This is a genomic window from Halomonas sp. HP20-15 (genome assembly GCF_033446685.1).
GTDB lineage: Bacteria > Pseudomonadota > Gammaproteobacteria > Pseudomonadales > Halomonadaceae > Modicisalibacter.
Genome location: NZ_JAWQLY010000004.1, coordinates 313,394 through 339,076, shown reverse-complemented (window position 1 = coordinate 339,076; position 25,683 = coordinate 313,394). Strand labels below are relative to the sequence as shown.

At 64.4% G+C, this 25,683-nt stretch carries 21 protein-coding genes; 15 read left to right on the top strand and 6 right to left on the bottom strand.

Annotation, left to right across the window (positions count from 1 at the left end):
- The first annotated feature begins 30 nt into the window (after positions 1-30).
- The gene (locus tag R6258_RS08050; protein ID WP_318449151.1) at positions 31-324 is read left to right on the top strand and encodes a winged helix-turn-helix domain-containing protein; all 294 of its coding nucleotides are present in this window, start codon (positions 31-33) and stop codon (positions 322-324) included.
- On the opposite strand, the gene R6258_RS08045 is transcribed toward R6258_RS08050, so the two are convergent.
- Positions 263-1,816, bottom strand: coding sequence for an HDOD domain-containing protein (locus tag R6258_RS08045; RefSeq protein WP_318449150.1), 1,554 nt, complete (start codon positions 1,814-1,816; stop codon positions 263-265). The genes R6258_RS08050 and R6258_RS08045 overlap by 62 nt on opposite strands.
- A gap of 393 nt (positions 1,817-2,209) precedes the next feature.
- On the opposite strand from R6258_RS08045, the gene cobO reads away from it, so the two are divergent.
- Positions 2,210-2,809 (top strand): cob(I)yrinic acid a,c-diamide adenosyltransferase, encoded by a 600-nt coding sequence (cobO, locus tag R6258_RS08040; RefSeq protein ID WP_318449149.1) that lies wholly within the window; start codon positions 2,210-2,212, stop codon positions 2,807-2,809.
- Positions 2,810-2,819: 10 nt separating this feature from the next.
- Here the strand turns inward: cobO and R6258_RS08035 are convergent, their stop codons facing one another.
- Positions 2,820-3,710: a cobalamin-binding protein gene (locus R6258_RS08035; protein WP_318449148.1), complete on the bottom strand. Its 891-nt coding sequence runs from the start codon at positions 3,708-3,710 to the stop codon at positions 2,820-2,822.
- Between the two features lie 163 nt (positions 3,711-3,873).
- Between R6258_RS08035 and R6258_RS08030 the strand changes: the two genes are divergently transcribed.
- Positions 3,874-4,692 carry an SIMPL domain-containing protein gene (locus tag R6258_RS08030; protein ID WP_318449147.1) on the top strand — a complete coding sequence of 273 codons (819 nt, stop codon included), beginning with the start codon at positions 3,874-3,876 and terminating at the stop codon, positions 4,690-4,692.
- 62 nt (positions 4,693-4,754) lie between these two features.
- Here the strand turns inward: R6258_RS08030 and serS are convergent, their stop codons facing one another.
- A complete protein-coding gene (gene serS, locus R6258_RS08025; RefSeq protein WP_318449146.1) occupies positions 4,755-6,035 on the bottom strand; it encodes a serine--tRNA ligase in 1,281 nt (426 codons plus the stop codon).
- 197 nt (positions 6,036-6,232) lie between these two features.
- Here serS and R6258_RS08020 point away from each other — a divergent pair, with 197 nt between their 5' ends.
- From R6258_RS08020 to bioA, 12 genes are all read left to right on the top strand, one after another.
- A complete protein-coding gene (locus tag R6258_RS08020) occupies positions 6,233-9,514 on the top strand; it encodes an FAD-binding and (Fe-S)-binding domain-containing protein (RefSeq protein ID WP_318449145.1) in 3,282 nt (1,093 codons plus the stop codon).
- Positions 9,515-9,539: 25 nt separating this feature from the next.
- On the top strand, positions 9,540-9,740 hold the full coding sequence (locus R6258_RS08015; protein WP_318449144.1) for a DUF2905 domain-containing protein: 201 nt from the start codon (positions 9,540-9,542) through the stop codon (positions 9,738-9,740).
- Positions 9,741-9,888: 148 nt separating this feature from the next.
- Positions 9,889-11,406 (top strand): substrate-binding periplasmic protein, encoded by a 1,518-nt coding sequence (locus tag R6258_RS08010; RefSeq protein WP_318449143.1) that lies wholly within the window; start codon positions 9,889-9,891, stop codon positions 11,404-11,406.
- Positions 11,403-13,814 (top strand): ATP-binding protein, encoded by a 2,412-nt coding sequence (locus R6258_RS08005; protein WP_318449142.1) that lies wholly within the window; start codon positions 11,403-11,405, stop codon positions 13,812-13,814. Before R6258_RS08010 ends, R6258_RS08005 begins: the two co-directional genes overlap by 4 nt.
- Entirely contained in the window at positions 13,811-14,734 is a 924-nt protein-coding gene (locus R6258_RS08000) for a diguanylate cyclase (protein WP_318449141.1), read from the top strand. Before R6258_RS08005 ends, R6258_RS08000 begins: the two co-directional genes overlap by 4 nt.
- A gap of 88 nt (positions 14,735-14,822) precedes the next feature.
- Positions 14,823-16,676, top strand: coding sequence for a sodium:proton antiporter (locus tag R6258_RS07995; RefSeq protein WP_318449140.1), 1,854 nt, complete (start codon positions 14,823-14,825; stop codon positions 16,674-16,676).
- A gap of 152 nt (positions 16,677-16,828) precedes the next feature.
- Positions 16,829-17,944, top strand: a complete 1,116-nt coding sequence (gene bioB / locus R6258_RS07990) for a biotin synthase BioB (RefSeq protein ID WP_318449139.1) — start codon at positions 16,829-16,831, stop codon at positions 17,942-17,944.
- Between the two features lie 2 nt (positions 17,945-17,946).
- Positions 17,947-19,140 carry an 8-amino-7-oxononanoate synthase gene (gene bioF, locus R6258_RS07985; protein ID WP_318449138.1) on the top strand — a complete coding sequence of 398 codons (1,194 nt, stop codon included), beginning with the start codon at positions 17,947-17,949 and terminating at the stop codon, positions 19,138-19,140.
- Positions 19,137-19,844, top strand: coding sequence for an alpha/beta fold hydrolase (locus R6258_RS07980; RefSeq protein ID WP_318449137.1), 708 nt, complete (start codon positions 19,137-19,139; stop codon positions 19,842-19,844). The genes bioF and R6258_RS07980 overlap by 4 nt, the downstream gene beginning before the upstream one ends.
- A gap of 29 nt (positions 19,845-19,873) precedes the next feature.
- Positions 19,874-20,686: a methyltransferase domain-containing protein gene (locus R6258_RS07975; protein ID WP_318449136.1), complete on the top strand. Its 813-nt coding sequence runs from the start codon at positions 19,874-19,876 to the stop codon at positions 20,684-20,686.
- Positions 20,683-21,393 carry a dethiobiotin synthase gene (gene bioD, locus R6258_RS07970; protein ID WP_318449135.1) on the top strand — a complete coding sequence of 237 codons (711 nt, stop codon included), beginning with the start codon at positions 20,683-20,685 and terminating at the stop codon, positions 21,391-21,393. The genes R6258_RS07975 and bioD overlap by 4 nt, the downstream gene beginning before the upstream one ends.
- 17 nt (positions 21,394-21,410) lie before the next feature.
- Positions 21,411-22,691: an adenosylmethionine--8-amino-7-oxononanoate transaminase gene (bioA, locus tag R6258_RS07965; protein ID WP_318449134.1), complete on the top strand. Its 1,281-nt coding sequence runs from the start codon at positions 21,411-21,413 to the stop codon at positions 22,689-22,691.
- 291 nt (positions 22,692-22,982) lie between these two features.
- Here bioA and trpC read toward each other — a convergent pair whose 3' ends face one another.
- From trpC to R6258_RS07950, 3 genes are read right to left on the bottom strand one after another with little or no spacing between them, the layout of a single operon-like run.
- Positions 22,983-23,789, bottom strand: coding sequence for an indole-3-glycerol phosphate synthase TrpC (trpC, locus tag R6258_RS07960; RefSeq protein WP_318449133.1), 807 nt, complete (start codon positions 23,787-23,789; stop codon positions 22,983-22,985).
- Positions 23,786-24,823, bottom strand: coding sequence for an anthranilate phosphoribosyltransferase (trpD, locus tag R6258_RS07955; protein WP_318449132.1), 1,038 nt, complete (start codon positions 24,821-24,823; stop codon positions 23,786-23,788). The genes trpC and trpD overlap by 4 nt, the downstream gene beginning before the upstream one ends.
- Positions 24,824-24,840: 17 nt before the next feature.
- Entirely contained in the window at positions 24,841-25,428 is a 588-nt protein-coding gene (locus tag R6258_RS07950) for an aminodeoxychorismate/anthranilate synthase component II (protein ID WP_318449131.1), read from the bottom strand.
- Positions 25,429-25,683 lie beyond the last annotated feature (255 nt).

The window sequence follows — 25,683 nt, the reverse complement described above, 5'->3', positions numbered from 1 at the left end:
GGTCGGCCCCTTTCAAACCGAGCGGTAGCCATGTCCGTCAGCAAGACCCGCACCAGCTTCTACCGTCGCCTCTATGTCGCCTATCTGATCGATCAGGGCACGGCCAGCATCCCCGCCATCACCCAGGCGACCGGGATGCCGCGTCGCACGGCCCAGGATACGCTCAATGCCCTGGCCGAGCTGGATATAGATTGCGTCTTCGAACAGGCTCCCGGCGAACGCCACCGGATCGGCCGCTACGTGATTCGCGACTGGGGGCCGATCAACAAGCGCTGGGTGGCCGAGCACCAGCAGCGACTCCGCACGCTATTGGGTTATCCCTGAGTCCACCCTGGTGAACGCTCACCCGATCGCCCCCCGCATACTTGGCGCTATACATGCATCCATCGGCGGCACTGAGCAATGCCTGGGGCGTGGCGAAGCACTCACCGTAGCCATGCGTGGCGATGCCATACGATGCGGTGACCGGCAACCCGCTTGCCGAGGCGCTGTTCCAGGGCGCATTCGCCAGCTCCCGACGAATGCCCTCGACGCAGCGCCACGCCTGCTCGCCGTCGTGATCGCTCAACACGATGACGAACTCCTCACCGCCATAACGCCCCACGTGCGCCTTCGAAAGCGTGCATGACGTCTCGAGAAGCGCGGCCAGCTTGCACAGAATGGCGTCGCCGAAGGCATGGCCATGGGTGTCATTGAGCATCTTGAAACGATCGAGGTCGATGAATACCACCGATACCCCCTGGGACGCAGCTACAAAGGCCTTTTCCAGGGTTTCCTCGAGGTAACGGCGGTTGCCAAGCTGGGTCAACGGATCGCAACGCACCTGCTTGCTCAGCGATTGCTGCTGATCCTTGAGCCTCTCGATCTCCTGTTGCTGACGGATCAGATCCTGCTGCAATTGGGCATTCTGCTCCGCCAACAGCTGCTTGGAGGCGTATAGCAGACGCTGGCCATCGAGACGCTTGGGCGGCTCGATGCGATACGCCGCAGCGATCGCCGGCACGTCTTCCTGCAGGGCCATCATCGCCTCGACCAGGGTCGGCGTATCGACGCCAAAGGTCACCTCGATCTCCCCCAGTGCCGCGCTCAACGCGGTTTCACCCTGCAACCAGGCATCGGCGAGCCGTCCCGAGGCGATGATGCAACTGGCGGCACGGCATTCGTCCACCGCCGTGCCCTGGAGGTGTTCATGGCTGGCTCCGATCCAGCTGACCGTGCGCTCGGACAACCGCCAGCGTTGCGCCAGCCAGGCACCCACCGCCGCATGATCGACCCCATAATGGTCGCGCTCGAGTTCGACCAACTGAGCATGGTTGGCGGCTCGCGTACAGAGGGCGCGATAGTTGTCCCGGTCGCTGGCATATAGCGCGAGCATGCCGATATCCTGTAGCAGCGCGGCGGTGAACAGCACGCCGCTATCCACGGCTTGCTCGAGCGTGGTCGCCAGTTGCCGGGCGATAAGCGCACTGACTAGCGAACGTTGCCAGTAGTTGTCGAATGTCGTGCTGGGGTCGGCGTCGCTTGTCGTCGCCGCGGCCAGGCTGCAGCTCAACGCCATGGAGAGGGTTCGCTCGAGGCCGATGCGATTGATCGCCTCTTGAAGATGCTCGACGGGCCGGTGACTGGCGTAAAAAACGCTATTGGCCAACGATAGCAGGCTTGCCGATAGCGCCGGGTCGCTATGCAGTACAGCAACGATTTTCTGCAGGCTGACGTCCGGATCGCGGGCCAGTTCGATCACCCTGAACACGACCGAAGAGGGGGATGGCAGCGTCTTGCAGCGTTCCAGCGAGTCGCGAAGTGCATCGGGTATCAAGCGAATTCTCCTTTATCAAGAGCAACATGGACTTTCGCAAACCCGCTCCAGCCCATCGAACCCCGCCGGCTACCGCCAATCCGGGAGGGCAGATAAGATGTGCAACTTTGGTGGCGCTCAGTTCATGCTGGCTGTACGGTCAGCGCTCGCCATCCGTGACGAGTCGGTATTTTTCTATATTCGCTCGCCGAAATAGTTACCTTTTACGCTGTAGGCGTCAACTTAAAAAGCAACTAATTAACGAACCTAAAAGGCATTATTGTTATTTATATTACACAGCCAAAACACGTGTTATATAGGTGAAAATTCTCAGCCCTTGGTATTTTAAAACAATCGTTTTACATACAACGATTTATCGATCAAAACTCTCATAGAACACACAAGGCAAATCGCATGTCAGATCGAGACGCACGCCACCGCCAGTCGATGCAAAAACTCAAGGCCCATGTCGATGAGCGCGTCGCCGCAGCGACCGAGCAACGCGGCCTGCTCATGGTCTTTACCGGCAACGGCAAGGGCAAGACCACCGCCGCCTGGGGCACCGTCACCCGTGCGCTGGGCTACGGCTACCGGGTCGGTGTGGTGCAGTTCATCAAGGGACTATGGGAATGCGGCGAGCGCGAACGTCTGGACGGAGACGCCAATCTCGAGGTCGCGGTGATGGCCACCGGCTTCACCTGGGAAACCCAGAATCGCGACAGCGACATCGCCGCCTGCCGCAGTGTCTGGCGCGAAGCCGAGCGCATGCTCGCCGACCCTGCCGTCTATCTGGTGGTGCTCGACGAGATCACCTACATGCTCAAGTTCGGCTATCTGGATTTCGCGACGCTCAAGCAGGCGCTCGATAATCGCCCCGCCGAACAGACGGTAATCGTCACCGGACGCAACGCCCATCGCGATCTGCTGAGCATGGCCGACACGGTGACCGAGATGCAGGAGATCCGCCACGCCTTCAACAGCGGTATCCAGGCGCGCCGTGGCATCGACTACTGAGCGGCGTCCGTCATTTCTGACCCTGCCGCGCTGACCGGCGTAGCGCGCTACACACCTGATCCATGGCATCGAGCAGGCGCGGGCCCGGCCGGCTGATCCAGTCAGGCTCGAGGGTATACAGCTGGCCGCTCGCCACCGCCGGCACCAGTGGCCAGCGCTGCCACGCCGCCTGCCAAGCGTCGTCGTGCGCGGCACTTAGGATGACCGTCGGCCGCGCGCTAATCAGCGCCTCGCGACCGACCTGCGGCACCAGCACCGGCTGCTCGGCGAATAGCGGCGCCCCGCCGCACCCGCGAATCACCTGAGTGACGATATGCCCACCGGCCAGCGTCGTCAGCGGACTGGCCCCCAACTGATAGAAGACCCGCGGCGGCTCGTCGAATGTCTGTTCGAGAGCCGCCAGGCGCGCCAGATAGACCGCCGACTGATACTCACCGCGTTCGCCGTGTCCGGCGAGCCGGCCCAGTTCGCGCAGGTTTTCGGCGATGTCGGGTAATGCGCGCGGCTCGCTGGCGTAGACCGGGATGCCTATCGCGTGCAGTCGCTCGACCAGCGCTTGCGGCGTGCCGCTCGCCCAGGTCACCACCAGATCGGGCCCGCGAGCCAGCACCGCCTCGAGGAGAATGCCACGGTAACTGCCCACCCGCGGCAATAGCCGCGCCGCCGCCGGGTAATCGCTGCCGTCGATCGCCCCGACCAGCGCATCCCCCGCGCCCACCGCGTAGAGCATCTCGACCGCATGCGGCGCCAACGCCACGATACGCCTTGCCGGCGCATCCAGGGTCACCTGGTCGCCATTATCGTCGATGACCGTGACGGCCGCCGGCGCCTCGACGGCCAGGCCGAGACCGAGCGTCAGCGCGGCCGCTCCTGCCACTGCGCGTATCAAGCTTTTAGCCACCGGGGTTCTCTCTATTGTTCTCTCTGTTTCGCTGGCCAAAAAAGCCGTGAACGGGGAAACAGGATCAGGGAAAAACTGTGCAACACTGATGCCCAGCGGGAACCGTCGCGGCTCCCGGCGATCCATGCTTTCACCCATGTTCGAATCACTGCAAGGAGGCTCTATGCCGTCACGTCATGCCCTCGTTCCACGACTCCAGCCCCGCTCGCTGCTTGCCGCCCTGCTGTTCGGGGGGCTACTCGCCGGCGCCGCTGGCGCGTCGCAGGCACAGAGCCTACCCGGTGAAGCGCTCGAACACCGCCTGCAGGTACAGGCACGCTCCGAACTGAGCGTGGCGCCGGACATGGCGACGCTCAATGCCCGACTGTGGGAGCGTACCCCGAGCGTCGCCCAGGACGGCAGCGAACAGGCCGATCCCAAGGCCCTGGCCGAAGCGCGCGATAGGCTGGAAACGCGAACCGGCGAACTGATTCGTCGACTTGAAGGCCAGGGCATCGACAGCGCGGCGATCAGCGCCGGCTCGTTAATCGTGCGCCCGGACTACATTCAGCAGCCGGGAGACAACGGCAACCCCGGCGAAACCCTGGTGCGCACCCAAATCGAACGCCCGCTCAGCCTGCGTATCGACGACCTGTCGCGGCTGCCGGCGATTCTCGATGCACTGACCCAGGCCGGCGTCGACGCCCTCGACGGTGTCACCTACGACCTCAAGGACCGCGACGCGGCCACCGACGAGGCATTGAGCCAGGCACTGGAAAAGGCCCGACACAAGGCCCAGTTGATGGCCAAGACGCTGGATATCCAGCTCGGCCAGGTCATTCAGGTCGAGGAAACCGGGGCGCCGAGCTATTCGCCGCAGATGATGTCGATGCGCAGCGATGCCATGGAGAGCAAGGCGGCCCCTGAATACCGTCCCGGCGAGATCACCCTCGACGCCAGCGTCAGGGTCGCCTGGTCGATCGCCGAAACGCCGGCCCGCTAAGATCCCGGTCTGCGCGCAAGCGGCGACGACCACGACATGGCCGTCGCCGCGTCCGCCGAAGCTTACTCGACGTTGAGTGTCTCGAGCCCGCCCAGGTAGCCGCGCAGGGCCTCGGGCACCCTTACCGAGCCGTCGGCCTGCTGGTAGTTCTCGAGCACCGCCAGCAGGCAACGCCCCACCGCCAGCCCCGAGCCATTGAGGGTATGCAGCAGCTGCGGCTTCTTGATCGCCGGGCTGCGGTAGCGCGCCTGCATGCGCCGCGCCTGGAAGTCCTCGCAGTTGGAAACCGACGAGATCTCGCGGTAGGTCTGCTGGCTGGGCAGCCAGACCTCGATATCGTAGGTCTTGGCTGCACCGAAGCCCATGTCGCCGGCACACAGCGTGACCACCCGGTAGGGCAGCTCGAGCGCCTTTAGGATCGACTCGGCATGACCGCGCATCTCTTCCAGCGCGGCGTAGCTGGTCTCGGGCTCGACCATCTGCACCATCTCGACCTTGTCGAACTGATGCTGGCGAATCATCCCGCGAGTATCCTTGCCGTAGGCGCCGGCCTCGCTACGAAAGCACGGCGTGTGCGCGGTTAGGCGGATCGGCAACGTTGAAGCCTCGACGATGGTGTCGCGGGCGAAGTTGGTCAGCGGCACCTCGGCGGTGGGAATCAGGTAGTAGTCGCTGTCGCCCTCGAGACGAAACAGGTCCTCGCCGAACTTGGGCAGTTGGCCGGTCCCGGTCAGTGAGTCGCTGTTGACGATGTAGGGCACATAGCACTCTTCGTAATCGTGCTCGAGAGTCTGGCGGTCGAGCATGAACTGCACCAGCGCACGATGCAGCCGGGCGATCGGCCCCCGCATCACGGCGAAGCGCGAACCGGTCAGCTTGGCGGCCAGCTCGAAGTCCAGATACCCCAGCTTGGCGCCCAGATCGACGTGGTCGCGCACCGCGAAATCGAACGTCCGCGGGCTGCCCCAGCGGTGCAGTTCGACATTGTCGGCCTCGTCGGCACCCGCGGGCACGCTTCCGTGGGGCAGGTTGGGCAGGCTGGCCAGCAGTGCCTCGAGCTCACCGGCGACCTCGTTCAACTGCGCCTTGGCCGCATCGAGCCGATCGCCGAGATCGCTGACCTCGGCGAGCAGCGGCTCGATGTCCTCGCCGGCGGCCTTGGCCTGGCCGATCGCCTTGGACCGGCTGTTGCGTTCGCTCTGCAGTTGTTCGGTCTCGGTCTGCAGGTCGCGGCGCCGGCTTTCGAGCGCCTCGAACGCGGCCGTATCCAGGGTGAAGCCGCGCAGGGCCAGGCGTTGCGCAACGTAATCGAGCTCGCTGCGAAGCAGTTTGGGATCGAGCATGGGATCCTTTCCGTTAACGTGACAAGCGAAGAAAAGCGTGGTCGGCGCCGAACGCACGACGCGAATGTCGGACCATTGTAAGAAAAACCGTCGCCATGGGCCACGCCGGTGCACCACGGCCGCCAGACATCGTGCGACAGTCGCCGATCTCGGTTAAGGTAGACGGCCACCGACCGTTAGCTAGCAATCCCGAGATCATGATCGCACGACTGGATTCTCTCTCCCGCGTCGACGCCCGCTACCTGGCGTTCCTCGATGCCCTGCGTCACGCGGGCTTTCGCGGCGACATCGCGCCGGACTACGCCAACCGCACCGTGCTCGCCACCGACAATTCGATCTATCAGCGCCTGCCTCAGGCGGTGCTCTATCCCCGCGACGCCGACGACCTGCAACGCATCGCGCGCCTCGCCGGGGACGGCGCCTATCGCGATATCGTCCTCGCCCCGCGCGGCGGCGGCACGGGCACCAACGGCCAGTCGCTGACCGACGGCCTGATGGTCGACGTCTCGCGCTACATGAACCGGATCCTCGAGATCGATGTCGAGCAGCGTCGCGTGCGGGTCCAGGCCGGCGTGGTCAAGGACCAGCTCAACGCCGCGCTCAAGCCTCACGGCCTGTTCTTCGCCCCGGAGCTGTCGACCTCCAACCGCGCGACCATCGGCGGCATGATCTCGACCGACGCCAGCGGCCAGGGCAGCCGCGAGTACGGCAAGACCCGCGACCACGTGCTGGCGCTGGACACGATCATGCTGGGCGGCGAGCGTTTCGAAAGCCAGCCGGTGAGCGACGACGAGCTCGCGATGCTCTGCGCGCGCGATGACCTCGTCGGCGAGACTCACCGCGTGGCAAGCGCCATCATCGACACCCAGCGCGAACAGATCGAGGCGCGTTTCCCCAAGCTCAACCGTTGCCTGACCGGCTACGACCTGGCGCACCTACGCACCGCCGACGGTCGCTTCGACCTCAATAGCGTGTTGTGCGGCTCGGAAGGCTCACTCGGATTCCTCGCCGAGGCGACGCTCAACGTCTTGCCCATCCCCAAGCATTCGACGCTGGTCAATATCCGCTACAGTGGCTTCATGGATGCGCTGCGCGACGCCAGGGCGCTGATGGCGAGCGATGCCCATCCCACGTCGATCGAGACCGTCGACGACAGCGTGCTGGCCCTGGCGATGGAGGATTTCGTCTGGGACAGCGTCGCCGAGTTCTTCCCTGCACCGGACAACGACCGTCCGGAGCCGCTCGACGCGCTACCCGCTGTCGCCACCGCCCCGGCCACGCGCCGCGGCGAGCTGCCGACGATTCGCGGCATCAACCTGGTCGAGTTCAACGACGACGACCCGGCGACGCTTGAGACGCGGGTCGCCGCCTTCACCGCTCACCTGGCCGCCGATGCCAGCGTCGAGCGGCTGGGCTACACGCTGGCCGAGGGCCGCGAGGCGATCGGCCGCGTCTACACCATGCGCAAGCGCGCCGTGGGCCTGCTCGGCAACGTCAAGGGCGAGAAACGCCCGATTCCGTTCGTCGAGGACACCGCGGTGCCGCCCGAGCACCTTGCCGATTATATCGCCGAGTTTCGCGCGCTGCTGGACGAGCGCGGGCTCAGCTATGGCATGTTCGGCCATGTCGACGCCGGCGTGCTGCACGTGCGTCCGGCAATCGACATGAAGGACCCGGCCCAGGCGGCGCTGATCCGCGCGTTGTCCGATGAGGTCGCCGCCCTGACCCACAAGTACCATGGCCTGTTGTGGGGCGAGCACGGCAAGGGCGTGCGTTCGGAGTACGCGCCGACGTTCTTCGGCGAGCTCTACCCTACGCTGCAGGGTCTCAAGGCCGCGTTCGATCCGCACAATCAATTGAACCCGGGCAAGATCGCCACGCCGCTCTTTATCCGGCCCGAAGACGCGAAACCATCTCCCCGGCCCGAAACCGCCGGCACGGCTATCCCGTCCGAAGCTGTGGGGAGCCCGTCCGAAGCCACAGGCAGCGCGTCCCGGGGCGAAGATACGGTCGTCGAAGAGACCGTCAAGTGGGTCGATCCGGGGCTGCTGACCATCGATGGCGTGCCGACCCGCGGCGAACTCGATCGCCAGATCGACGAGCGCGTGTGGCGCGCCCATGCCAGCGCGGTGTACTGCAACGGCAACGGCGCCTGCTACAACTACGATCCCGACGACGCCATGTGCCCGTCGTGGAAGGCCACCCGGCAGCGCATCCACTCGCCCAAGGGACGCGCCAGCCTGATGCGCGAATGGTTGCGCCTACAGGGCAATGCCGGCATCGACGTGGTCGAGCAGTCGCGCAGGAAGAAGGCCGCAGGCGCCTGGGGCTTCGTCCGCGATTTTCCGCGGCGCCTGCGCAACACCCTGGCGCAGCGGCGCGGCGAACCGGACTTCTCCCATGAGGTCCATGAGGCGATGGCCGGCTGCCTGGCCTGCAAGTCCTGCGCCGGTCAATGTCCGGTCAAGGTCAACGTGCCCGAGTTCCGCGCGCGGTTCCTCGAGCTCTACCACGGTCGCTACCTGCGCCCGCTGCGCGACTACCTGATCGGCGGCCTGGAGTTCTTCGTCCCCTACCTGCAGCCGGTGGCGCCGGCGTACAACGCCTTGCTCGGCAACCGCCTGGTCGAGCGCCTGCTGGCCGGTCCCATCGGCATGGTCGACAGCCCACGCCTATCGCGGGCGAGCCTGGCCAAGCAGCTGCGCGCCTGGGGGATCAGCGAGGCCACGCCGACCGCGCTCGGCCTGCTCACTGAACGCCAGAAGGCGCGCAGCGTGATTCTGGTTCAGGATGCCTTCACCAGCTATTTCGAGTCGCAACTGGTGATGGACATCGTCGAACTGCTCGCGCGGCTCGATATTCGGGTGTTCGTCGCGCCGTTCTCGGCCAACGGCAAGCCGCTCAATGTCCAGGGCTTCCTCGGTGCCTTCGAGCGCACTGCCGAGAAGCAGGCAAGACGCCTCAAGGCCCTGGCCGAAAGCGGCGTGCCCTTGGTGGGTATCGACCCGGCGATGACCCTGACCTACCGCCAGGAATACGTCCAGGCGCTGGGTCCGGACAGCGCCCCCGAAGTGTTGCTGCTGCAGGAATGGCTGGTATCGCTGGGCCAACGGCTGCTGCCCGGCCACATGACGCTCGTCGATCCCGGTTTCAAGCTGCTCTCGCACTGTACCGAGCGGACCAATGCGCCGGGCTCGCCCAAGGCCTGGCAGCAGGTGTTCGCCAACGCCGGGCTCGGCCTGGAACTGCTCGCCACCGGTTGCTGCGGGATGTCCGGCACCTACGGTCACGAGGCGCGCAATCGCGATACCTCCGAGACGATCTACGCACTCTCGTGGCGCGCCCCGGTCGAGGACCCGGCCAATGCCGGCACGTTGCTGGCCACCGGCTACTCGTGTCGCAGCCAGGCCAAGCGCCTCTCGGATACCTCCCTGGCGCATCCGCTGCAGGGCCTGCTGGCGATCATCAAGCGCGCCTGACAACAAACAAGCCAGAGAGGAGCCCATGTCGCGTGCGCTGATCGTCATCGGCCTGGTTGTCGTCGCCATCGGCCTTTTGTGGCCCTGGCTGTCGAAGCTACCGCTGGGCCACCTGCCCGGCGATATCGTCATCCGACGCGAGCACTTTTCGTTCTATTTCCCCGTGACCACGATGATCCTGACCAGCGTCGCACTCTCGGCGCTGGTCTGGCTGTGCAACCGTTGAGTCAGCGACGGCGGCCGCAGATGCCTTGTACGCGCTTTGAGCATAAACTGACCTCGCTGTAGCGCTTATTCCAATAAAAAGTATGATCCGGGCTCTCATCGCCGCCTGACCGGCGATCCATCGAGGTCGTACGCGTGCGGGGAACTCCATGACCAGCCATCGCTTGAATCGCCCTTCGTTTCCTCGCGTCATGCGTTCGCTGTTCCACTTCGCGCTGCTAGCGATATTCTGGACGTCTGCCAACACGGCAAGCGCCGACGAGCCACTGCGCTTGCTGACCGAGGAGTTGCCACCGCTCAACTTTCGCGAGAATGGCGAGTTGACCGGTCTGTCGGTCGCCCTGGTGCGCGAGATCCAGCGCCGGCTGGACAATGAACAGCCGATCCAGTTGATGCCCTGGGCGCGCGCCTATCACAGCCTGATGGAAAAGCCTGGCGTCGCGCTGTTTTCGACCGCCCGCAGCGCCGAGCGCGAGGATCTGTTCCAGTGGGTCGGACCGCTCGCCAACCTGGCCTTCGTGTTCTACAAGCGCGCCGGCTCGCCGTTGACCCTCGACAACCTGGACGACGCACGCAAGCTCGAGACCATCGCCACCTACCGCAACGACGTGCGCGAGGAATTTCTGCTCAACCACGGCTTCACCAACCTCGACAGCGCGACCAAGCTGGTCAGTGGCGCGCGCAAGCTGCTCGAAGGACGTGTCGACGCCTGGCTCGACTCCAATCTCTCCGCGCCCAGCGTGATCGAGAGCCTGGGCTATCCCGCCGACAGTATCGAGCGGCTGCTCGTCGCACACAGCGAGCCGCTGTATATCGCCTTCTCGGCCGAGACCGCGCCGGAGACCGTCGCCCGCTGGCAGCGCACGCTCGACGCCATGGCCCGCGACGGCACCTTCGCGCGCCTCCATCGACGCTGGCTGCCCAACGAGCCGATGCCGTCCCGCATGGCCGCACTGAGCCCCGACCCGGCCCTGACCGGTTACCCGCTCACGCTGAAAACCGAGGAGCTGCCGCCCTACAACTTCCTGCAGGACGGCGAAGCCGACGGTGTCTCGGTCGATATCGTCAAGGAAATTCAGCGCCGGCTCGGCCGCCGCACGCCGATCGAATTCGTGCCCTGGACGCGTGGCTACCAGACGGTCATGGAGGCCGCCGGCAGCGCCCTGTTCACCACCGTACGCAACGCCGAGCGCGAGGAGCTGTTCCAGTGGGTCGGCCCGATCGGGCACACCCAGGTGAAACTCTATGGACGCCGGGACAGCGGCCTCGCCATCGACAGCCTCGCGGACGCTCGGCGGGTCGAGAGCATCGGCACCTACCAGGACGACGCCGGCGAGCAGTATCTCAAGCGTCACGGCTTCACCAACCTCTATGGCCATCGCTCGGCGGCCTCGATCGCCCGTAACCTGGCAGCCGGGCGCATCAAGCTATGGGTCTCCGGCGAGCAAAACGCCGCCGAAATCATCGCCCAGAGCGACTCGCCGCGGGCCGACTTCAAGGCGTTCTACACGCTCTACGAAGCGCGTTTCTACATCGCCTTCTCGACCGCGACACCCCCTGCCGTCGTCGAGCTCTGGCAACAGACGCTCGATGCCATGCGCGCCGATGGCAGTTTGGCCCGCATCTACCGGCATTGGGGCTTCTCGCCACCGGGGGAAGACGCGTGAATCGGTCAACATCGATGTCCGGCACCACGCTTCGCCGACCGCGCCCCAACCTGGCCATCAAGCTGGTGCTCATCGTGCTGCTGGCGACCACCGCCACGCTCGCTCTGTTCACCTGGGTCAAGTACGACGAGGCACGCCAGTCGCTCACCCGGCAACTCGCCCGCGACGCCCAGCGCGACGCCGAGGTGCTCGCCGCGGCGATGAGCGTGCCATTGTGGGATCTCGACAAGAGCGCGGCGGCGGCCATCGCTCGAACCTTCATGAATGAACCCGGTGTGCTGGGCGTGGCGGTCAGCGAGAGCGCGACCGACGGCGAATCGCCGACGGCTCGCGCCACCTGGCTGGCGCTGTGGCAACAGCCGGACGGTATCAACGAAGTCGCCTGGCTACCGGACACCGCCAAGCACGAGGCGCTCGTCGCCCAGAGCGCCATCGTCAAGCGCGCCCTCGGTGAGGAGAGCAAGCAGATCGGCACCGTCACCATCTACGTTTCCAGAGCACCTCTGGCAGCAGCGCTGGCCGATTCGCTCAAGGATCTGCTGTTGCAGATCCTGGTCCTCGACGCGGTCCTGATCCTGCTGTTGACGCTGGTGATCCGGCGCGTCCTGCTCACGCCCCTGTCATCGTTGCGCCAGACCATGGACGCCCTGCGGGCCGGCGATCTGGCAGCGCGCGCGACCATCGGTGCGCGTGACGAACTGGGCACCATCTCGGACACCTTCAACCGCATGGCCGCCGAGCTGGGCCGCAAGCAATCGGAACTCGTCGAGAAGACCCAGCGCCTCGAATCGCTGACCACCTACCAGGAGGAGCGCATCGCCGCGCGCACCGGCGAATTGCGACTGGCCAAGGAGCAGGCCGAAGCCGCGACCCAGGCAAAGAGCGAATTCCTCGCCAACATGTCCCATGAGATCCGTACGCCCATGAACGGCGTGGTGGGCATGGTCGAGCTGCTCAAGCAGACCCCGCTGAGTCCGCTGCAGCGCGACTACCTGGAAACCGTCGCCGGCTCGGCCGGGGCACTGCTGACGATCCTCGACGACATCCTCGACATCTCCAAGATCGAGGCCGGACACATGCGCCTCGAGCAGGTGCCCTTCGACCTCTACCACAAGCTCGATCACGTCAGGCAACTGGCGGTTGCCCAGACCACCGAGAAGCCGGTCACCGTCAGCATCGACTACCCCGCCGAAGTGCCGCAGCGGGTCATCGGCGACCCGCTGCGGCTGCGCCAGGTGCTCAACAACCTGGTCGGCAACGCCGCCAAGTTCACCGCGCGCGGCCATCTGCAGCTGCGGTTGCGCCTCGTCACGCTGGACGCGGAGGCCGTCACGCTACGCTTCGAAGTCGCCGATACCGGCATCGGTATCGAGGCCGACGCGCGCGAAGCGATCTTCGAGAAGTTCACCCAGGCCGACGGTTCGGTCACGCGCCATTACGGCGGCACGGGACTGGGCCTGGCGATAAGCCGCGAGCTGGTGGCGCGAATGGGCGGCCGGCTCGACGTCGACAGCCAGCCGGGGCAAGGCTCGACGTTCCACTTCACGCTGCGCCTGGCACTGGCCGAGGAGGCCATCCATGTGCCCGTCAATCTCGAAAGCGACGCTTCGACGCATTTCCAGGCACGGGTGCTGCTCGCCGAGGACAACCGCACCAACCAACTGGTCGCGCGCGGGCTCCTCGAAAGCATGGGCTGCCAGGTGGACACCGTCGACAATGGCCAGCAAGCGCTCGAGACGTACCGGTCCGGGGTCTATGCGGTGATACTCATGGACGCCAACATGCCGGTTCTCGATGGCCTCGAGGCCACCCGACGCATCCGCGCCAGGGAACGCGACCAGGGCCCGGACGCGCCGCGCGTGCCGATCATCGCCATGACCGCCCAGGCGATGCGCGAAGATCGCCAACGCTGCCTCGATGCCGGCATGGACGACTACCTCGCCAAGCCGCTCACCCGCCTGGCGCTGCATGCCGCGCTGGCGCGTTACCTGACGCCCCGCCTACCCGCGCCGAGCGAACCGACCGGCGGCGAGCAGTCCGAGCCTCCGTCGCCGACGCTCGACGAGCACTACCTCGATACCGTCGCCCAAGGGCGCCAGGCGATGATCGACGAGATCGTGACCATGGCCCTCGAGGATCTTCCCGACAAGCTCGGCCGCATCGAACGGGCCCTCGCGCGACACGATGCCGAGACCCTGGCCCAGCAACTGCACTCGCTGTCGGGCATCGCCAGCAGCGTCGGCGGTCGCGCGCTCGAACACGACGTGCGTAAGCTGGAAGCCAGCGCCCGCCGCGGCGACATCGAACACTGCCGCGACCAGCATGTGGCGCTCAGCGAGCGGGTAACCGCGCTGTGCGCAGCGCTTGCTGCCAAACGCGACAATCCCGGCCCGGAGAGCATTGCATGACCGCGACCGCTTCACTGGAGATTCTCATCGCCGACGACGACCGGGTGCCGCGGCGCCTGCTGCGCCATCTGCTGGAAAACTGGGGGCATCGCATCATCGAGGCGGAAGACGGGACCCAAGCCTGGCAGGCACTCGACGTCGCGAGTCCGCCGCACATCGCCATCCTCGACTGGATGATGCCGGGTACCAATGGCATCGATCTGTGCCGGCGCCTCGCCGAGCGCGACCCGCAGGCGCCGCTGGTATACACCATTTTGCTGACCAGCAAGCACGACGAGAACGACCTGGTCATGGCGCTCGACAACGGCGCCCACGACTTCCAGACCAAGCCGGTCAGCCCTGCCGAACTGCAGGCCCGTATCGCCGTCGGCCGCCGGCTGGTCGATCTGCACGACCAACTGCAGCAGTCGCTCGCCGACATGCAGCGCCTGGCGGCTACCGACATGCTGACCGGCATCGCCAATCGTCGCCACTTCTATGACTGCGCCAATCGCGTGCTCGACGAGGCCCACGCGCGGGGCAGGCCCGTCGCCGCTTTGTTGCTGGATATCGACCGCTTCAAGAACATCAACGACCAGCACGGCCACAGCGCCGGCGACGATGCCCTGCGCCGCGTCGCCCAGCTGTGCGAGGAGCATCTTCGCCCTACCGACATGGTCGCCCGCTTCGGCGGCGACGAGCTGGCGATTCTTTTACCCGGTACCCGCCTCGACGAGGCCCGGGTGATCGCCGAGCGGCTGCGTCAGGCGGTCACCACGATCACCGTGACGAGCGCCCAGCATGCTGTCCAGGTTCCGCTGTCGGTGAGCATCGGCTGCGCCACCGTGACGACACCCGACGAGGATATCGAAAACCTGCTGGCGAGCGCCGACAGCGCCCTGCTCAACGCCAAGAACCAGGGCCGCAACCGGGTCAACTGAGCGGATCAGACGCCGCCACCCGGCGATTGCATGGCGTGCGCCCGGCGCGTAGGCTGCGCGCTGCTTTCGACGCAATGGCGAACACCCGATGGAGTACCCTGCCCTCGCCCTCACCGGCATCGGCCTGCTGGCCCTGATCAGCCAATGGACCGCCTGGCGGCTACGCCTGCCGGCGATCCTGCCGCTGCTGATCGGCGGCATCCTGGCCGGCCCGGTGACCGGGCTGCTCGAGCCCGACGCGCTGCTCGGCGAGTTGCTGTTTCCGCTGGTCTCGCTGGCGGTGGCGATCATTCTCTTCGAGGGCAGCCTGACCCTGGATTTCAAGGACCTGCGCGGTCATGGCCGCACGGTACGCCGCCTGGTGACCTGGGGCGCGCTGATCACCGCCGGGGTCGCTACGCTGGCCGCTCACCTGCTGCTCGGCCTGGCCTGGGAGATGGCCAGCCTGCTGGGCGCGGTGTTGGTGGTGACCGGCCCGACCGTGGTGTCGCCGCTGGTCCAGACGCTGCGCGCGCGCCAGCACCTCACCCAGATCCTGCGCTGGGAGGGCATCCTGATCGACCCGGTGGGCGCGATCGGCGCGGTACTGGTCTATGAGTTCGTCGCCCTCGGCCTGGCCCAGGGTGCCGTCTCGCACACCCTGATGCTGTTCGGCGAGACCGCGGCGATCGGTTTCGGCCTGGGCGGCCTGGGCGGCTATCTTTGGGGACTGGTGCTGCGCCATCACTGGCTGCCACAGCGATTGCACAGCTTCGGCACGCTGATGGTCATGCTCGGTCTGTTCACCGCCTCCAACCTGCTGTTTCACGAGTCGGGGCTACTGACGGTCACGGTGATGGGGGTGTGGCTGGCCAACATGCGCGCGGTGCCCACCCAGCAGATCATCGAGTTCAAGGAAACGCTGTCGGTGTTGCTGATCTCGGGGCTGTTCATCCTGCTCGCCGCCCGGCTCACCGTCGAGCAGCTGGCGCTGCTGTCGTGGCCGGCATGGGGCTTTCTCGCAGTGCTGGTCTGGGTGGCCCGACCGCTGGCGGTATGGCTGTGTACGCTGGGCAGTGGCCTCACCTGGCGCGAAAAGGCGCTGCTGGCCTGGCTGTCACCACGCGGCATCGTCGCCGCCGCGGTAGCCTCGCTATTCGCCATCAAGCTCGAGGAAAACGGCGTCGCCGATGCCGAGATGCTGGTACCGGTGACCTTCCTGGTGATCATCAGCACGGTGGTGGTGCAGAGCCTGCTGTCACGTCCGATCGCCCAGCTGCTCAAGGTCAGCGAGCCGGCGCCGTCGGGCTTTCTGATCCTCGGCGCCAACCCGCTGGCCCGCGCCATCGCCAAGGCGCTGACCGATGCCGGTTTCGCCGTCCGGCTCACCGATACCAACTGGGAAGCCGTCCAGGAAGCGCGCATGGCAGGGCTACCGGTCTACTACGGCAACCCGCTCTCCGAGCATGCCGCACAGCATCTCGAACTCACCGGCATCGGCCATCTGCTGCCACTGTCGCCCTACCGCGAGCTCAACAACCTCGCCGCGCTGCACTTCGAGCATATCCTCGGCCATGGCCGGGTCTATCGGCTGGCCGAAGACGACAATCGCAGTGCCCGGCGTCATCGTGAACAGGCGCTGGCGCACCTGCCGCTACTCGGCGACGGCGAGACGACCTACGCGGGGCTGCTCGGCCTGGTCGAAGCCGGCGCGGAACTGCGCAGCGCACGGCTGACCGAGAATTTCGGCCTCACGGACTACAGGAATATCCACGCCCAGCGGTTGCTGCCGCTGTTCTGCATCGCTCAGAGCGGTCGCATCCGCATCGCCAGCGACCAGGCGCCGCTGGCTGCGAAGGCCGGGGAAACACTGATCAGCCTGATCTACCCCGAGTCGCCGGAGTACGCGCCGGCGCGCCACGAAACCACTCCCCAGACGAGCGCCGAGAACCGGCGCCGCTGAACTGGCTTTAGCGCACAATTTAAAACATCGACTTTGGAGAAGCCGGCGGTAGATTAAAGGCTTTTTATAAGTTGACAGGGATTATTAGGCAATTATAGTAGTTAACTTTCCAAGTTCAATAAAGTTTACATCGATTGATTGAGTTTTCAGCTATGACAGCGACCGGATCAGCCTCCTCGAGCCTTAACGCACCACGCCACAACTGGACACTGGAAGAGATAGAAGGCCTGTTCTCCTTGCCTTTCAATGATCTGCTGTTCCGGGCTCAGCAGATACATCGCGCTCACTTTGATGCCAGTGCCGTGCAGGTCTCGACACTGCTGTCGATAAAGACCGGCGCCTGCCCGGAGGACTGCAAGTACTGTCCACAGTCCGGCCACTACAATACGGGCCTGGGCAAGGAGAAGTTGCTGGAAATCGAAAAGGTCGTGGCACAGGCGGAGGCAGCGAAGCTGGCCGGTGCGAGTCGCTTCTGCATGGGGGCCGCTTGGCGCAGCCCACGCGAACGCGATCTCGATGTAGTGCTGGAAATGGTCCGTCAGGTCAAGGCGCTGGGGCTGGAAACCTGCATGACCCTGGGCATGCTGGATGGGGGCCAGGCCGAAAGGCTGGCGGAGGCGGGTCTCGATTATTACAACCATAACTTGGACACATCGCCTGAATTCTATGGCGAAATCATTACTACCCGAACTTATGCCGATCGTCTCGAGACGCTGGGCAATGTCCGGCAAGCCGGAATGAAGGTCTGCAGTGGCGGCATCCTGGGCATGGGAGAAGCACCGCGTGATCGGGCCGCCCTGCTTCAGCAACTGGTACGCCTAGAGCCGCATCCTGAATCGGTGCCCATCAACATGCTGGTCAAGGTGCCGGGGACGCCTCTGGACACGATCGAGGATCTCGATCCGCTGGAGTTCGTTCGCGCCATTGCCGTGGCACGTATTTTAATGCCGCAAAGCCATGTGCGACTCTCTGCTGGGCGTGAACAGATGGACGATTCAACTCAGGCACTGGCGTTTCTCGCCGGCGCCAATTCCATTTTCTATGGCGACAAGCTGCTGACGACCGAAAATCCCCAGGCCGAACGCGATCGCGCTCTGTTTGCTCGCCTCGGCCTGCATCCCGAACGGATTGAAACCTGCCGCGATGATGCCGCCCAGGAATCGGCACTGGACGAGGCGCTCGAAAAACAGGCTCTGGAACAGACAGCGCGTGCCATGTTCTACGATGCTTCGGCGTCTCGTCAGGAACATGCTGCCGACGTGAATTGATCATGTGGCGCCCTCTCCTTGAACAGCGACTTGAGCAGCAACGTCGGCAGGACCTTTGGCGACAAAGAGTCACGCTGTCTCCGCTGGAGGATAAGCGGCTGGTTAACGGCCGCCATACCCTGGTTGATTTCGCGGGTAGCGACTATTTGGGACTCGCGCACGATCCTCGCCTGGCCGAGGCCTTGGCACAGGGGGCACGACGCTACGGTGCCGGTAGTGGTGCCTCACATCTAGTCAGTGGCCATCTCGAGCCCCACCACGCCCTTGAGGAACGCCTGGCCGACCTGACTGGACGGCCTCGGGCATTACTGTTCTCTACCGGCTACATGGCTAACCTCGGTACGTTGCAAGTGCTGGGTGCCGGTGGCGTACAGATCTTTCAAGATCGCCTCAATCATGCCTCGCTACTCGATGGCGGGCAGCTGGCCGGCGCGCGCGCTCGACGCTTTCATCACCGGGATTACGATGATCTTGCACGTTTATTGTCACGATCATCCAATGATAAGCCAAGGCTTGTGGTCAGCGACGGCGTGTTCAGTATGGATGGGGATACGGCCGATATCAGTGTACTGGCCGATCGCTGCCAACGTTTCGATGCTTGGCTGATGATCGACGATGCCCACGGCGTCGGTGTATTGGGCGAGGGCGGCAGTGGTTGCGTCGGTCGCCGGTTCGCCAGCCGTCAGGTACCGGTGCTGGTCGGCACGCTGGGCAAGGCGCTGGGCAGTGCGGGGGCTTTCGTAGCCGGCGATGACTTGTTGATCGATAGCTTGACCCAGTTCGCGCGCGCTTACATTTATACTACTGCGCAGCCGCCAGGCGTGGCCTGTGCGACCTTGCGGGCGCTAGATATCCTCGAGAGCGAGCCCGAGCGTCGGACAGTCTTGGGGGACCACATAAGCCATTGGCGTGAGCAGGCAAAACGACTCGGCTTGCCCATGATGCCATCTGAGACGCCTATCCAGCCGCTACTACTTGGCGACAGTCAGCGTGTCCTTAGCTGGAGCCGTTTACTGCGCCAACGAGGCTTCCTCGTCGGGGCGATTCGCGAGCCCACCGTGCCGCGCGGTCAGGCGCGTCTTCGCTTTACCCTTTCAGCGGCGCATACACGCCAGTCCATTGATGCGTTGCTGGAGGCACTGGCTGAACTCGCCACGAATGAGCCTCAGCCGGGCTTACGGGAGCCGCTCGCATGAGCCGTCTCGTACTGCTTTCCGGCTGGGGCTTTGACGCTCGCATCTGGCACCTCCTCCAGGCCTACTGGCCAGCGGGACTGCGCGTGGCCGCCCCGGACTGGCCTGGCTATGGCGCGTCTCCCCCGCTGGATGCGCCTGGCGATCTCGATGCCTTGGCCGACGCCATGGCCACTAAGCTATCCACGGATGCCATCTGGGTAGGCTGGTCATTGGGTGGATTACTGGCCGCAGAATTGTTGCAACGCCTGCCCGTACCGCGCGGCCTGGTCATGCTCGGCATGCGTCCAAATTTCATTACTAATGTCCCCACCCAGGGTGGGGTAACGGTGCGGGACCTGGACGCCTTTCGTCATGCTTTTTCGCGTGATCCGCAGAGAACCTGGCAGCACTTCCTCCGCTTCCAGCTCCGTGGCGAACCTTCACCAAGACAGGCTTTTCAGCGCCTAGTCTCATTACTAGGCGATAACAGGCCTGCGAATATCACCACCTTGGCAGCGGGCTTGGCCCAGCTCGCCAGCCTAGACGTACGCCAAGCTCTGCAAGCCCCCTGCCCTGTCTATTTCATGCGTGGCGAGCAGGATCCTCTACTGCCTGAACTAGCCGACGAGAATTCCATTCTGCTTCCTGGCTGCGGTCACTGTCCGCAACTGTCGGTGCCGCATGACCTGGCTCGCTGCTTGAGCGAGCTGGCACAAAGTCACTAACGTTACGGCCTGCCAGAGGGAGAGATACCATGCACGCTAGAACGGTGCCGACAGGTTGGCAGACTCGCGCCGATATCGAGTGGCGACGCCGAGTGGCTCACGCCTTCAGCCGCGCGGCGCCGCGCTACGTTGAGCTGGCCAGTGCCCAGCAAACCATGGGGGAGTCGCTATGGCGACGCCTGCCGCCGCGAGCTGGCACAGTACTCGATCTTGGTTGCGGTCCTGGCCATTGGACGGCACGCCTGTCGCAACGCTATCAACGATGCGCTATCGGTCTGGATCTGGCGCCAGGCATGTTAATCGAGGCTCAGCAGCGCCATGGCCGACAGGGGCATTGGCTGTGTGGAGATGCCACTGCATTGCCGCTGAACAACCGCAGTATAGAGTTGGTGTTCTCCAACTTGGCCATCCAGTGGTGTTGTGATCATGACGCTTTGTTCGCCGAGCTGTACCGAGTGCTGATGCCGGGTGGCCGAGCACTGCTGAATACGCTGGTTCCCGGCACGCTGAATGAAGTCAGCTACGCTTGGTGCCGACCCGACCAATCAGCAGCCGTGAGGCGATTTACCGACACGCAGACCCTGATTCATGCCGCCCGCTGTGCGGGCTTCGAGGCCGATGCGGAACAAGCCGCTAGGCGCTTTCATTACCCCGATATCGCGGCAGTCATGGCTTCGATCAAAGGTATCGGGGCCCAGACTGCACGGGCCGGCGCTCGCCTCACCCGTAGGCACCTTGCCCAAGCCACTCGCCGCTACGAAGCGCTTCGCGAAAACGCAGGGCTGCCGGTGACCTATCAGTGCTTGACACTCGACCTGACTAAACCCGAGAGAAAAGCATGAACGGCTATTTCATCACCGGCACCGATACCGATGCCGGCAAGACGCTGGTCGCCACCGCCCTGCTGACCAAGGCGCGGCGCCAGGGCCTTTCCACGCTGGGCCTCAAGCCGGTAGCGGCGGGCTGTGAATGGGGGCCCGACGGGCTATGTAATACCGACGCCTTGTCCCTGCAGGCTTTAACGAATCCACCGGTTGATTACCGCACCGTCAACCCGGTGGCCCTCGAGCCGCCGATCGCTCCGCACCTGGCTGCCACCCAGGCAGGCATGACGCTACGCCTGGCCGAGCTAGAGAGGGCCGTAAGGCCCGCCCTGGATGCGTCTCGCGACTTGATTCTGGTCGAAGGCGCCGGTGGCTGGCGGGTTCCGCTCAGTACACAGGAAGACCTCAGCGGCTTAGCGGTCAGGCTCGCCCTGCCGGTGATTCTAGTGGTCGGTCTGCGCCTGGGCTGTATTAGCCATGCTCGGCTGACGCTGGAAGCCATTCGTGCTGATGGCTTACACGTAGCGGGCTGGGTGGCTACCCAAACTGACGCTGACATCCAGGAGTACGCAGCCAACATAGCAACGCTGGAGGCTCTTCTGGATGTACCCTGCCTAGGCAAGGTGCCGTGGTTAGGCAAGACAACAGCTCAGTCAGACAGCCTACTGCTGGCTGAGCGCGCCGCTGACTACTTAGTACTGCCTGGCAGCCCAAAGCTCTATTGACACAAGAGACACACCGCATGCCGCCACCAACGCTATGGCACCCTTATGCACAAATGAAGGCGCTGCCGCCTGCTCCCAAAGTTGTCGGGGGGAAAGGCGCCTGGCTGCAGCTCGAAAATGGCGAAAGTCTGCTCGATGCGACCTGCTCATGGTGGTGCATGATTCATGGCTACGGCCACCCCCGCTTGATAGAGGCTCTCAAGCGCCAAGCCGATACCCTGTGCCACGTAATGCTTGGCGGGCTGACGCACGACCCAGCCCAGCAGCTCGCCGATGCCCTGGTACGGGTCACACCCGAGGGACTGAACCATGTCTTCTATTCCGATAGCGGTTCGGTGGGCATGGAAGTCGCCATGAAGATGGCCGTGCAATACCAGGCTCAGCGTGGCCGACCGGAAAAGCATCGCATGCTGTCGTTGATGCGGGCCTATCATGGCGACACCTCAGGTTGCATGGCAGTATGCGATCCCGAGGAGGGCATGCACTCGCTGTTTGCGGGCTTTCTACCCAAACAGCATTTTGCGCCGGCCCCCACAGCCCCCTTCGATGCCCCTCGCGAGGCTGTCGAAGCCGATATCGCTGCCCTGCGCAGCACGCTGGAACGCTGTCATCATGAGCTCGCCGCCTTGCTCATGGAGCCGCTGCTCCAGGCCGCGGGTGGCCTGAACATGACCTCGCCCCACTACGTACAGGCAGCAAGAGAGCTTTGCAACGAGTTCAATGTACTGCTGATATTCGATGAAGTAGCCACCGGCTTCGGGCGCACGGGCAAGCGCTTCGCTGCGGAGCATGCCGGCGTCACCCCGGATATCATGGTGCTCTCCAAGGGGCTCACGGGGGGCTATTTGGGCCATGCCGCCACGCTGGCGACTAGCCATGTTTACGAGGCCTTTCTCAGCGACGAACCCGATCATGCCTTCATGCACGGACCAACATTCATGGGCAATCCGCTGGCCTGCCGGGTGGCGTTGGAAAGCCTAGCCGTGTTCGAGGAAGAGAATTACCTGAGCAAGATCGACACACTCAACGCCATGCTACGCCAGGAGTTGGCTGAGGATGCCTCACTGCGGCAGGATTCTCGCATCGAGGACATTCGTGTTCTTGGTGCTACCGCTGTAATAGAAGTGACCGATGCGCAGAGCCTGGAGGGGGTGCAAGCCTTTGCACGGGAACACGGCGTATGGCTACGTCCGTTCGGTCGTTGGTTGTATACCATGCCAGCGTATGTCACTACACCCGAAGAAATGCACCGAATCACCAGCGCCATGAAGGGGTGGTTCGCTTTTTCCAAGCTTTGAAAGCATGAAAATTCCCCTTCAAGTAGTGCATGCCAAGCCCGGACAGCGAATCCGGGCGGGCGCCTCTCATAGCCAGAACGTCAATGCCCATCATGGAGTTGAAGCGCTGGATGGGCCGTTTTCGTGGGGTAACTACCCAGATCTCGCCAACTACCCGGCTGGAGCGCTATACAAAGGCAATACAGCCCGCTCACTGTCTGCAGCAAGCAGTTGGGCATCCCATGCAACACGAAACGGGGACATAGCCTTGAGAAAGCCTGCCCCCGGAGCCAGCAGTTAGAAAACGTGCTCTTAGAAGAACAACCGCCGCAGCGCCGCCCCCGGGTCGGCCTCGCGCATGAACGCCTCGCCGACCAGGAAGCCGTTGACGCCGTGTTCGCGCATGTGTTCGACGTCGCCACGGGTGTGAATGCCCGACTCGGTGATCACCGTCACCGCCTCGGGAATGCGCGAAAGCAGCTGAAAGGTGGTATCGAGGCTGGTCTCGAAGCTGTGCAGGTCGCGATTGTTGATCCCCACCAACGCCAGGTCCAACGCCAAGGCGCGCTCCAGCTCAAGGGCATCGTGAACCTCGACCAGTACGTCCATGCCCAGCGCCACGGCCTGCTGATGCAGATCCCTGAGCCGGTCGTCATCGAGCGCCGCGACGATCAGCAGGATGCAGTCGGCGCCGATCGCCCGCGCCTCGCTGACCTGATAGCCGTGCACGATGAAATCCTTGCGGATCACCGGTAACTCGCAGGCATTGCGGGCGGCGATCAGGAAATCCTCATGGCCCTGGAAGAAATCCGCATCGGTGAGTACCGACAGGCAGCTCGCCCCGGCCTCGGCGAAGGCGCGGGCGATCGCCTCGGGATCGAAGGCGTCGCGGATCACGCCCTTCGACGGCGAGGCCTTCTTGACCTCGGCGATCACCGCCGGATCGCCGTCGGCGATGGTCCGGTCGAGGGCTTCGACGAAACCGCGTGGGGCGCCCTGCCGGCCGGCGCGCTCGAGTAGTGTCGCCTCGCTGACCCGGGCCCGGCGCATGGCGACCTCCTCGTCCTTGCGAGCGAGAATCCTGGCGAGGATGGTCGGCAGTTCACTGCTCTGGCTCATCGGATTGCCCCGTTGTGTTCGGCGAAGACTCGCGCGAAATCGGCGAGCTCCTTCATCTTCTCGCGGGCCAGGCCGCTGTCCATGGCGTCCTGGGCGAGCGCCACCCCCTCCTTGATGCTGGAGGCTATGTCGCAGGCATAGAGTGCCGCGCCGGCATTGAGCGCGACGATGTCCGCTGCCTCGCCCACGCCGGCCAGCGCTTCGCGAACCAGGCGCAGGCTGTCCTCGGCGGTGACCACCTTGAGCGGCGCCAGCGACCGGCGCTGGATGCCGAAATCCTCGGGGGCGATGGTGTATTCCTCGATCGTCCCGTCGCGTAGCTCGGCAACCCGCGTCGGCGTCGCCAGCGAAACCTCGTCGAGGCCATCCTCGGCGTGCACCACCAGTACGTGCTGGCTGCCCAATCGCTTGAGCACCTCGGCCATCAGCGGCACCAGCTCGGCCTGATAGACGCCCAACAGCTGGTGGCGAGCGCCGGCCGGGTTGGTCAGCGGGCCGAGGATATTGAAGATGGTGCGCACGCCCATCTCGCGACGCGGGCCGATCGCATAGCGCATCGCCTTGTGATGCATCGGCGCGAACATGAAACCGACGCCGACCTGTTCGATGCAGCGCGCCACTTGCGCCGGCTCGAGATCCAGCTTGATCCCCGCGACGTCGAACAGATCGGCGCTGCCCGACGACGACGACACGCTGCGATTGCCGTGCTTGGCGACGTGTCCGCCGGCGGCGGCGACCACGAAGCTCGAGGCGGTGGAGACGTTGAACAGGTTGGCGCCATCGCCGCCGGTGCCGACGATGTCCACCAGATCGTCGCAGGTCACGCTGACCGGAGTCATCAGCTCGCGCATGACCTGCGCGGCGGCGGTGACCTCGTCGACCGACTCGCCCTTCATCGACAGGCCGATCAACAGACCACCGATCTGGGCGTCGCTGGCCTCGCCGGTCATGATCGTGCGCATCACCGCGTGGGTGTCGGCGTAACTCAGGTCCCGACCGCGCATGACCGCGTCGATCGCCTCTCGCATCTGCATGGTGATTCTCCCTTAGGCTAGGCGCGGCGTTCGAGAAAGTTTGCCAGCAGCTCGTGGCCCTGGCGGGTAAGGATCGACTCGGGGTGAAACTGCACGCCCTCAATGGCCAGCGTCTTGTGACGCAGCCCCATGATCAACCCCGGGGTGACGTCGTCGTCGTCGACCCACGCGGTCACTTCGAGGCATTCGGGCAGGCTGTCGGCCTCGACCACCAGCGAATGGTAGCGAGTGACCTCCAGCGGATCGTCGAGGCCGGCGAACACGCTCTCGCCGCGGTGGCGGATCCGCGAGGTCTTGCCGTGCATCACCTGAGGCGCGCGCACCACCTTGCCGCCATAAACCTGGCCGATCGCCTGATGGCCCAGGCACACCCCGAGAATCGGCAGCTTGCCGGCGAAGTGACGGATCACCTCCATCGAGATGCCCGCCTCGTTGGGCGTGCAGGGCCCCGGCGAGATGACGATATGGCTGAGCGACATGCGCTCGATATCGGCCAGGGTGATCGCGTCGTTGCGGTAGGTCACGACCTCGGCCCCCAACTCGGCCAGGTACTGCACCACGTTGAAAGTGAAGCTGTCGTAATTGTCGATCATCAGCACGGACATGGCTGTATGCACCTTGTTTCTACTAAATTTTTCCTTTCACCTTTAGCGATCTTACCCAGGATTTTACCCAGGTCGATCAAGGTACCCTCGCCGCCGTGCCGGGGCCAGACACACGAAAACGCCGCCCCGGAGGGCGGCGTTCTCTTATCATCAACTGGCCGCCCTCACTCAGGAGGGCCACCACTGGCAAATGCTGTGCGTCTGACGGGTCGTGTTCATGTCGGCAATCATGCCGTCAGGCGGGCCGCAGTGTCA

Bases quoted from the DNA above. Each gene is read 5' to 3' on its own strand.
- R6258_RS07995 (WP_318449140.1), top strand. From the start codon at position 14,823: ATGGAGTACCCTGCCCTCGCCCTCACCGGCATCGGCCTGCTGGCCCTG.
- bioB (WP_318449139.1), top strand. From the start codon at position 16,829: ATGACAGCGACCGGATCAGCCTCCTCGAGCCTTAACGCACCACGCCAC.
- R6258_RS08015 (WP_318449144.1), top strand. From the start codon at position 9,540: ATGTCGCGTGCGCTGATCGTCATCGGCCTGGTTGTCGTCGCCATCGGC.
- bioD (WP_318449135.1), top strand. From the start codon at position 20,683: ATGAACGGCTATTTCATCACCGGCACCGATACCGATGCCGGCAAGACG.
- R6258_RS08030 (WP_318449147.1), top strand. From the start codon at position 3,874: ATGCCGTCACGTCATGCCCTCGTTCCACGACTCCAGCCCCGCTCGCTG.
- trpC (WP_318449133.1), bottom strand. From the start codon at position 23,789: ATGAGCCAGAGCAGTGAACTGCCGACCATCCTCGCCAGGATTCTCGCT.
- R6258_RS07950 (WP_318449131.1), bottom strand. From the start codon at position 25,428: ATGTCCGTGCTGATGATCGACAATTACGACAGCTTCACTTTCAACGTG.
- cobO (WP_318449149.1), top strand. From the start codon at position 2,210: ATGTCAGATCGAGACGCACGCCACCGCCAGTCGATGCAAAAACTCAAG.
- R6258_RS08020 (WP_318449145.1), top strand. From the start codon at position 6,233: ATGATCGCACGACTGGATTCTCTCTCCCGCGTCGACGCCCGCTACCTG.
- bioF (WP_318449138.1), top strand. From the start codon at position 17,947: ATGTGGCGCCCTCTCCTTGAACAGCGACTTGAGCAGCAACGTCGGCAG.
- bioA (WP_318449134.1), top strand. From the start codon at position 21,411: ATGCCGCCACCAACGCTATGGCACCCTTATGCACAAATGAAGGCGCTG.
- serS (WP_318449146.1), bottom strand. From the start codon at position 6,035: ATGCTCGATCCCAAACTGCTTCGCAGCGAGCTCGATTACGTTGCGCAA.
- R6258_RS08000 (WP_318449141.1), top strand. From the start codon at position 13,811: ATGACCGCGACCGCTTCACTGGAGATTCTCATCGCCGACGACGACCGG.
- R6258_RS07980 (WP_318449137.1), top strand. From the start codon at position 19,137: ATGAGCCGTCTCGTACTGCTTTCCGGCTGGGGCTTTGACGCTCGCATC.
- trpD (WP_318449132.1), bottom strand. From the start codon at position 24,823: ATGCAGATGCGAGAGGCGATCGACGCGGTCATGCGCGGTCGGGACCTG.
- R6258_RS08010 (WP_318449143.1), top strand. From the start codon at position 9,889: ATGACCAGCCATCGCTTGAATCGCCCTTCGTTTCCTCGCGTCATGCGT.
- R6258_RS08050 (WP_318449151.1), top strand. From the start codon at position 31: ATGTCCGTCAGCAAGACCCGCACCAGCTTCTACCGTCGCCTCTATGTC.
- R6258_RS07975 (WP_318449136.1), top strand. From the start codon at position 19,874: ATGCACGCTAGAACGGTGCCGACAGGTTGGCAGACTCGCGCCGATATC.